This is a genomic window from Enterobacter cloacae complex sp. P12RS (assembly GCF_014895875.1).
GTDB lineage: Bacteria > Pseudomonadota > Gammaproteobacteria > Enterobacterales > Enterobacteriaceae > Enterobacter > Enterobacter bugandensis.
This window is the reverse complement of sequence record NZ_JADBQO010000004.1, coordinates 51,153-59,343: the sequence shown is the minus strand read 5'-3', so window position 1 is coordinate 59,343 and position 8,191 is coordinate 51,153. Positions and strand designations below refer to the sequence as shown.

The window sequence follows — 8,191 nt, the reverse complement described above, 5'->3', positions numbered from 1 at the left end:
AGGATCTAAGCATAGAATAAAAAACTTACTGATATAGGATCTGCAGATAAAAATCACCTGCAGATCTTAGAATCCAAACGAGGTAGGTTCAGGCCGTACAACAACCCAAGTTTCATAAATTAAATAGCGATAACCAAATGTACAAAAATGATCACCAGCTTCGATTGGTGGTCATTCTGGTGGTCTTGACAAAAAGGAAATTCAGGATTAGCTTAATTATTAGCCAGTTACTGGCAAAGGCGATCCCAGTCAGAGAGTCAAATTCTTGTTTTCATGTCGCTTTGCGAATCCCTGTACGATTTTGATTCAATAAGTTAGCGTGAAAAGCCTTCCCGATTCGTATTCAGTTTACCCCCCGCATCGGGAAAAAGTGGTCGTCAAATCTGGGTCATTTCAGTTCGATTGTGGAGTGATCGCCAAATGCCCCCCTTAACGACACGAAAACCCGCAGCCTCAAACCTTCTTGTAAAGCCTCTGATTGGTCTGTAGCTGCGTGTCCATCCAGACGGTTCACGTCTTTGGTATCCCAAATACCGTATCAACGGTAAAGCATCCCGTCCTGGCTTAAGTGCTTACCCTGTTATGTCGCTGGCTGGTGCCCGACAGCAACGCGAGGGGATCCGTAAGTTACTGGCTCGGAACATTAATCCCGCTCAACAACGCATTTTCGGCCACGGAATAACTACGTTCGATTATCTGGCGGACAGCCTCTTCTTAATTCGGGAGTAAAACGCGGTGTACCCATAGATTTCTTCAGTGCTCAAACTACAGGGCAGATTTGTCTACGGCTCGGGGCGCTCCAGTCTTGTCCATTTCTCAAATGCCAAAACTTTTGGTTATTAATAGGGAAAGGTTTACTCACGTCGGGCGCAGAGAGGTGTTAACGTCGCACCATATTGATTTGCTGCGTCACGAATGCGCTGCGGAAATACTCGCGCAGCGCCGCCATCGCCGGGGTTAAGTGGGCGTCATGACGCCATGCCAGGCCGACGCTCATCGGGTGCACATGGTTCACCAGCGAACGGGTCTCAATGCGCCGCCCTTCCAGCGACCACGGGCGATAAACCAGGTCCGATAAGATAGCAATCCCCGAACCATTAGCCACCATGCTGCGCACCGCCTCGACCGAACTGGTGCGCAGGATGACGCTCGGGCTGGCTCCGGCCTCTTCCCAGTAGCGCATGGCACTGTCTGCGGCTTCATCCACCGTGAGCATAATGAAAGGTTCCCCGGCCACATCCTCCAGCGTCACGTGCGATTTTTCACATAACGGATGCCGCGATGGCAGCCACAAGCGGCGCGTAGAATTAAACAGGGTTTCGGCATAAATCGACTGATGGCGTAAATTGCCAGTCAGCACCAGTGCCATATCCAGCTTCTGGTCAACCAATCCTTGTTCAATATCCTGCCGCTCATACTCAAACAACTGGATATCAATGTGCGGGTAATCCTGCGCCAGCCGTTGCAGATGGAACGGCAGAAAATAGCCAATCACCGTGTAACTTGCCGCCAGGCGCAGCGTGCCTCGCACACCCGTGTCATTAACCGGCATACTACGCACGGCATTATCCACGGTCTGTAACACGGTATAGGCATGGTTAAGAAAATGGTTCCCGTAGTCGGTCAGCATCATGCCGTGCACCGAGCGGGTAAACAGCTTCTTGCCCAATAGCTGCTCCAGCTCCTGAATCGCCCCGGTGACCGCCGACTGAGAAATATTGAGATGCAAGGCCGCCAGCGAGATCTGCCCCATTTCGGCGGTGGCAACAAAATAACGAACCTGGCGTAATGTCAGCATCTCTGCCCCTCTTTTTATTTAAGCAAAATGTTTGCCCATGAGCGTTCTGTTTTTCTGATATCAGACTATCTAAAAATAATACTTTTCGGATACAAATAAATCTTCATATAGTGAATTGACGTCCCCAACGGAAATAAGAAATTATTATGATGAAAACGGTCGATATCAACTCCGATATAGGAGAAAGTTTTGGCTCATGGATAATTGGCGATGATGTTGATAATGAACTTATGACGATAATCAGCTCCGACAATATTGCCACCGGGTTTCACGCTGGTGATCCCAGTATTATGCGAAAAACTGTCGAGTCGGCCAGAAAAAATGGCGTAGCCATTGGCGCACATCCGGGATTTAATGATTTACAAGGATTTGGTCGCCGCCATTTATCTATTCCGATGGACGAACTGGTTAACGACATTATTTACCAACTGGGTGCATTGCGGGAATTCGCACGTTTATACTCCTTGCCATTACAGCATATTAAACCGCACGGCGCGTTATATATGCACCTGGCGCGGGATGAAACGGCAGCGCAATGTTTTGTTGCCGCCCTGCATCAACTCGACGCCGGCCTCTATCTTTACTGCATGGCGGGCTCCGCCGTCTGGCAGGCAGCGCAGCGGCTGGAGCATCCGGTAGTCACCGAGTTTTACGCCGACAGAGAGTATGACGATCAAGGGCTTATTGTCTTCACCCGCAGTACCGGACGTCTTAATGTGCAGGCGATCACCGAGAAAGTGTTAATGGCCTGTCTGGAGGGGAAAGTCAAAACCGTTACCGGCAATACCATCCCGATTCGTTTCGATTCTATTTGTATCCACAGTGATACGCCCGGCGCACTGGAAATTATCAGCTCGGTAAAAATGGCGCTCATTAATGCAGGTATAAACGTCTGCTCACCGGGTATGGTTTAATCATTCCCGCTTATCTGGAGAGAAATACGATGTCTGATATTGAAATTTTTTCGCCATTGCCAGGTATTTTTTACCGGCAACCCTCACCGGAGGCTGCACCTTTTGTTAAGGATGGCGATAAAGTCGAACCCGATACCATTATTGGTTTAATTGAAGTGATGAAGCAGTTCAGTGAAATATTCGCCGAGACTCGCGGCATAATAAGCGCCATCACCATACAAAATGGTGATGCCGTCGAACCCGGACAGGTGATCGCCATAATAAAAACCGATAACGAATAATCACTGCGGAGGATTTATGACGGGGAAAATAAAAAAATTATTGGTCGCTAACCGTGGGGAAATAGCGGTGCGTATTATTCGTGCTGCGCAAACACTGGGGATCCCAACGGTGGCGGCATGCAGCGAGGCGGACAGCGAAAGCCTTGCGGCAAAACTGGCCGATGAGGTGTGCATTATCGGCCCGGCACCTGCCGCGCGCAGTTATCTCAACATTAATGCCTTACTGGATGCCGCCGCGCAAACCGGTGCAAATGCGATCCACCCTGGCTACGGTTTTCTGTCGGAAAATGCCCAGTTCGCCGAGCGGGTTGAACAGGCCGGGTATATTTTCGTCGGCCCCGACGCGCAAACCATTCGCGTGATGGGCGATAAAGCCGCAGCCCGCCGCACAGCAGCAGAAGCCGGTGTGCCGGTCGTTCCCGGCTCCCGGGTGCTGGAAACGGTACAGGCAGCGCAAGTTCGCGCCAGCCAGATCGGTTATCCCTGCCTGATTAAAGCCGCAGCCGGTGGCGGTGGTCGTGGTATCCGCGTGGTAGAAAATGATGAGGCACTGGCGCGGGAATTCCCCGTTGCCCAGAGCGAATCGAAAGCCGCTTTTGGCTCAAGCGCAGTCTATCTCGAGCGTTTTATCGCCCGCGCCCGTCATGTTGAAGTGCAGATCCTCGGCGATGGCGAGCGGGTGATCCACCTGTTCGACCGCGAGTGCTCGTTACAGCGCCGTCGGCAGAAAATCTTTGAGGAAGCGCCCTCGCCTGCCCTGAGTCCTGCCCAGCGGACCGCGCTCTGCGACAGCGCAGTGCAACTGGCGCGGCACCTACGCTACCGCGGGGCAGGCACGCTGGAATACCTGTTTGATGAAACGCGCGGCGAGTTCTGGTTCATTGAAATGAATACCCGTATCCAGGTGGAACACCCGGTAACCGAGATGGTAACGGGCATCGATCTGGTGCAGTGGATGTTACGCATTGCCAACGGTGAACCGCTAACGTTGGCGCAGTCGGATGTGCACCTGAGCGGCAGCGCTTGCGAAATGCGCATTAACGCCGAAGACCCCGACAAGAACTTCTTCCCTTGCCCTGGCCGGATAGACGCAGTGGTGTGGCCGGGTGGCGAAGGGATCCGTGTCGACAGCCATGTCTTCAGCGGTTACAGCGTTCCCCCGTGGTATGACTCCTTGCTGGCGAAGGTAATTGCCTGGGGCCCCGATCGCGCCGACGCGCTGGCCCGCGCCCGCCAGGCACTCGGCGGGCTTGAACTACGTGGCATCAAAACCACCGCCCCGCTGCATCAATGGCTGCTGCAACACCCGCAATTGCAGGCGGGAGAATTTACCACCACCACCCTTGAGCAGTGGCTGGCGGAGCGCGACAGTGCAGCCACGCCGCCGCTACAGGAGAGGCGCTATGGCCAATAATCCGATTCGCTACTCGTTTGGCGGAGATGAGCATCTTTTTGCCGAAATTGACCAGTCAATGTCGTTAAATGCTTTTTTCCACGGCCTGACACTGACACGGGCACTGGAGGCATGCCAGCTCCCCGGTGTGCTGGATATTTGCCTGGCGAACGCCTCTTTCCAGGTACGCTTTAACCCGGACGTGCTGGCACCGCAAACGCTGCTCGACAAGTTGCAGGCGCTGGAAGCCGATAGCGAAGCCGACGCAACGCTGGCGACACGCATTATTGAGGTGCCGGTGCTGTACAACGATCCGTGGACACACGAGACGTTAATGCGTTTTCGCGATCGCCATCAGGCACCGGAAGGCAGCGACCTCGACTATGCCGCACACATCAACGGTTATGCGGATAAAGACGACTTTATTGCCGCGCACAGCGGTACGCCGTGGTTCGTGTCGATGGTGGGTTTTGTCGCCGGATTGCCGTTTATGTACCAGATGGTCGGGCATGACAAACAGCTCCAGGTACCGAAATACCTGCGCCCGCGTACCGATACGCCCGGGTTATCCCTCGGTCATGGCGGCTGCTTCGGCTGTATCTACTCGGTGCGTGGCGCTGGCGGTTATCAGCTGTTTGGTATCACGCCAATGCCGATCTATGATCCGGCGCAACGTCTGCCGTATCTGCAAAGCGAAATGGTGTTCTTCAAAGCGGGCGACATTGTGCAGTTCCGCGCCATCGATCATCAGACTTATGACGACATCAGCGAACAGGTGAAAAAAGGCATATTTTCCCCGCGCATTCGCGATGTGACATTTGTGCTTGCAGACTTTGTCGCCGATCCGCAGGGCTATCCTCAGTTATTGAAAAGGGGGTTGTATGACCATCAATGTGATTAAGCCTGGCCTTGCCACCACGGTACAGGATGCAGGGCGTGAAGGCTATTACCACCTGGGCATTCCCCCCTCCGGCGCATTGGATCCGTATTCAATGCAGATGGCGAACCTGCTGGTGGGTAACGCAGCCGATGATGCGGTGCTGGAGATGACGCTGCTCGGCCCGGAGTTACATTTTTCCACCGATGCGCTGATCGCGGTGTGCGGCGCGGCGATGACGCCGATCGTTGACAATCAACCTGCTGCTGCGCACAGCGCGCTGTATATCCACGCCGGGCAACATCTGCGCTTTGCCCCGGCCCGCCAGGGATGCCGTGGCTATCTGGCGATTGCTGGCGGCCTTGATGTGCCGCGCGTCCTGGGAAGCGGCTCGACCTATACGCTGGGGGCGCTGGGGGGCTTTCAGGGGCGGCGACTGGCAGCGGATGATGTGTTGAACGTGCATCCAGTAAACGCAGATCGCTTCCGCCGCGAGGGGAACACTGTTCCTGAGGCATTACTGCCGGTGCTGGAGAAATCCGTCACTCTGCGACTGGTACCGGGCCTCTATATCCACCGACTGACGGATGCCGCGGTCGATACCTTCTTTGCCGACGACTGGTATGTCAGTACCGAAGCCGACCGCACGGGCTACCGTCTGAAAGGCGGGCAGCCGCTGGCGTTTAACCCACGGACGCCACCGTTTGGCGCAGGCTCTGATCCCTCCAATATTGTCGATGCCTGCTACCCCATTGGTTCCGTTCAGGCACCGGGTGGGCTTGAGCCAATTGTCCTGCTGCGCGATGCGGTGGGCATTGCATTCACTGCCTGACAGTCTGATTGCGCTCTTACTCCTTCCAAAATCTTGCGCTTTGCCATTTGAACTGCTGCTATTTGTACTGTATAGTACAGTACAAATATCTATCCAGACCGGAAGAATAAAATGGTAGCTGACGAAAGAACCTCCGCTCCTAAGCACAGAACTGCCAGAGGAGCCCAACGTGTCCGTGACCTGACTGAGGCCGCCGCCGAGTTGTTCCTTGAACGGGGCTTTGATGCAGTCGCTGTTGATGACTTGATTGCGCGTGTTGGTGGATCACGAAGCACCATTTACAGCCACTTTGGAGGAAAAGAAGGTCTTTTCAGGCATGCAATGATCGACCTCTGTACCGAGGTTGCCAGGCCGCTGGAGCAACTGAACATCGCGGACGGAGAGCCAGGCGAGGTGCTGCCAGTTCTTGGCCGGCAACTACTGAGATCTGCCCTGTCTTCACGCACCCTTGCGTTGCATCGACTTCTGGTCAATGAAGGCCGGCGCTTTCCGGACGTTGCCAGAGCTATGTGGGACGTCAGCTACGGTAAAGCCATCCAAATTCTTTCAGTCTGGATTGCCGCTCAACAGCAGCCGGGAAAAGGATTAGGCCGCGACGTCCCCGCCAAAGCGCTGGCGGAACATTTTGTCAGTCTGGTGGCCGCTAACACCAAGCTTCAGGCTGCGTCTGGACTTCGATCACCAACATTGACTGATGCTGAAATCGAGGAAATCGTTGGTCATGCTGTACAAATTTTTCTTCATGGCGCAGCGGGTGGGCAAACGGACGAAGACAGTAAGAAATGAAACATTTTTTTAACCACGTAGCAACCAGCAAGGAGAATGGAGGTAGAAATGTATGAATACTCAAAGTAGTCAGTCCGGAAAAGAGCAGGCTAATACGAATGCGGCCAATGTAAAAGTTGCCAGCCCGGAAAAAAAACACTGGGCACAACCGAGTTTCTTTAACGACAACGTGCTGCTCGATGCGCTGATCAAGCACATCCTGGGCCTGATGCCCTATGGCATGACCGACTTCGGCGAGGTCATGGACGTGGTGCACCAGCTCAGGGGCAGCGACGAAGAGACCTGGGTCAGTGCCTGGGCCGCGCTGGCGACCCGGCTGCAAGACAGGGCCGAAGATGCGGACAGAAATAACAGGTCTGTCACCGCGGCCAGTGCCTACCTTCGCGCTTCGACGTACTGGCGCTGCGCGTTGCTTTATTTCAGCGACTTCGGGGACAAGCGTATGAAGGAGTACGCAGTCGCCAGCGCATCGTGCTACGAGCGACACATCTCTCTGTCCGGCTATCCCGCCGAACGCATCGAAATCCCCTACGAAGGCAGCTTCCTTCCCGGCTATTTCTACAGATCACCTCATGCTGACGAGAAAGCCCCGCTACTCATCGTCACACCGGGCCGGGATACCTGGGCCGAGGACACCCGGTGGGTTTGCGAAGGTGCGCTTCAGCGGGGCATTCACTGCCTGACCTACGATGGCCCTGGCCAGGGGTTCGCGCTGCGTCTGAACAACCTGACCTTCCGCCCCGACTGGGAGAAGGTTGTCAGCCCGCTGATTGACTTCGCGCTGGAGAAGTTTACGGAGATAGACGCCTCCAATATCGCGCTGATGGGCCTGAGCTTCGGTGGCTATCTGGTGCCTCGCGTGGCTGCGTTCGACAAACGTATCAAGCTCTGCATCACTGATCCGGGCAACATCAGTTGGGGACGTCAAATCATCGCGCAGCTGGAGCGTTTCGCCGACCGGCCGCTGGCCGAGCTTCCTGATCAGTTACGGAATCTGGTGAGTGATTACGCCTGGAAGCATGGCGTGCCCAACTCGATCAAAGATGTAGTGCAGGCCCTCCAGCCCTATGACAACTCAGCCATCCTGGACCAGGTGACCTGTGAAACGCTGGTGCTGGATGGAACCGGCGAGGTCTTCCACGGTGCCAGGCCGTTCTTCGACGCCTTGAATTGCCCCAAGGAGTATCTGTTGTTCGATGAGTCTTCGACGGCGCAGTCGCACTGCCAGATAGGAGGCTATGCCACGGCCACCGAATTCATCTTCGACCGGATTGCAGACCGGCTTGGGCGCGGGTAAATCGCGCGTCTCG

Annotated in this window: 8 protein-coding genes and 1 pseudogene; 8 read left to right on the top strand and 1 reads right to left on the bottom strand. The window is 54.8% G+C overall.

Features of this window, described 5'->3' with window-relative positions; translation table 11 throughout:
- Nucleotides 1–428: 428 nt before the first annotated feature.
- Nucleotides 429–666, top strand: a pseudogene (locus IM284_RS01930) (Arm DNA-binding domain-containing protein); the annotation flags it as partial.
- Between the two features lie 214 nt (nt 667–880).
- On the opposite strand, the gene IM284_RS01925 reads toward IM284_RS01930, so the two are convergent.
- A complete protein-coding gene (locus tag IM284_RS01925; RefSeq protein ID WP_047955833.1) occupies nt 881–1,798 on the bottom strand; it encodes a LysR family transcriptional regulator in 918 nt (305 codons plus the stop codon).
- A 146-nt stretch (nt 1,799–1,944) separates the two neighbouring features.
- Between IM284_RS01925 and IM284_RS01920 the strand changes: the two genes are divergently transcribed.
- From IM284_RS01920 to IM284_RS01890, 7 genes are all read left to right on the top strand, one after another.
- Nucleotides 1,945–2,712, top strand: coding sequence for a 5-oxoprolinase subunit PxpA (locus IM284_RS01920; protein WP_200900453.1), 768 nt, complete (start codon nt 1,945–1,947; stop codon nt 2,710–2,712).
- A gap of 29 nt (nt 2,713–2,741) precedes the next feature.
- Nucleotides 2,742–2,993 (top strand): acetyl-CoA carboxylase, encoded by a 252-nt coding sequence (locus IM284_RS01915; protein WP_047063028.1) that lies wholly within the window; start codon nt 2,742–2,744, stop codon nt 2,991–2,993.
- A gap of 16 nt (nt 2,994–3,009) precedes the next feature.
- Nucleotides 3,010–4,407: an acetyl-CoA carboxylase biotin carboxylase subunit gene (locus tag IM284_RS01910; RefSeq protein WP_159403332.1), complete on the top strand. Its 1,398-nt coding sequence runs from the start codon at nt 3,010–3,012 to the stop codon at nt 4,405–4,407.
- Nucleotides 4,397–5,287: an allophanate hydrolase subunit 1 gene (locus tag IM284_RS01905; RefSeq protein WP_047063026.1), complete on the top strand. Its 891-nt coding sequence runs from the start codon at nt 4,397–4,399 to the stop codon at nt 5,285–5,287. The genes IM284_RS01910 and IM284_RS01905 overlap by 11 nt, the downstream gene beginning before the upstream one ends.
- On the top strand, nt 5,268–6,095 hold the full coding sequence (locus tag IM284_RS01900; RefSeq protein ID WP_223812790.1) for a biotin-dependent carboxyltransferase family protein: 828 nt from the start codon (nt 5,268–5,270) through the stop codon (nt 6,093–6,095). The genes IM284_RS01905 and IM284_RS01900 overlap by 20 nt, the downstream gene beginning before the upstream one ends.
- Nucleotides 6,096–6,206: 111 nt before the next feature.
- Nucleotides 6,207–6,881, top strand: a complete 675-nt coding sequence (locus IM284_RS01895) for a TetR/AcrR family transcriptional regulator (protein WP_047063024.1) — start codon at nt 6,207–6,209, stop codon at nt 6,879–6,881.
- Nucleotides 6,882–6,933: 52 nt separating this feature from the next.
- Nucleotides 6,934–8,178 carry a S9 family peptidase gene (locus IM284_RS01890; RefSeq protein ID WP_080346974.1) on the top strand — a complete coding sequence of 415 codons (1,245 nt, stop codon included), beginning with the start codon at nt 6,934–6,936 and terminating at the stop codon, nt 8,176–8,178.
- The last annotated feature ends 13 nt before the right edge of the window (nt 8,179–8,191 follow it).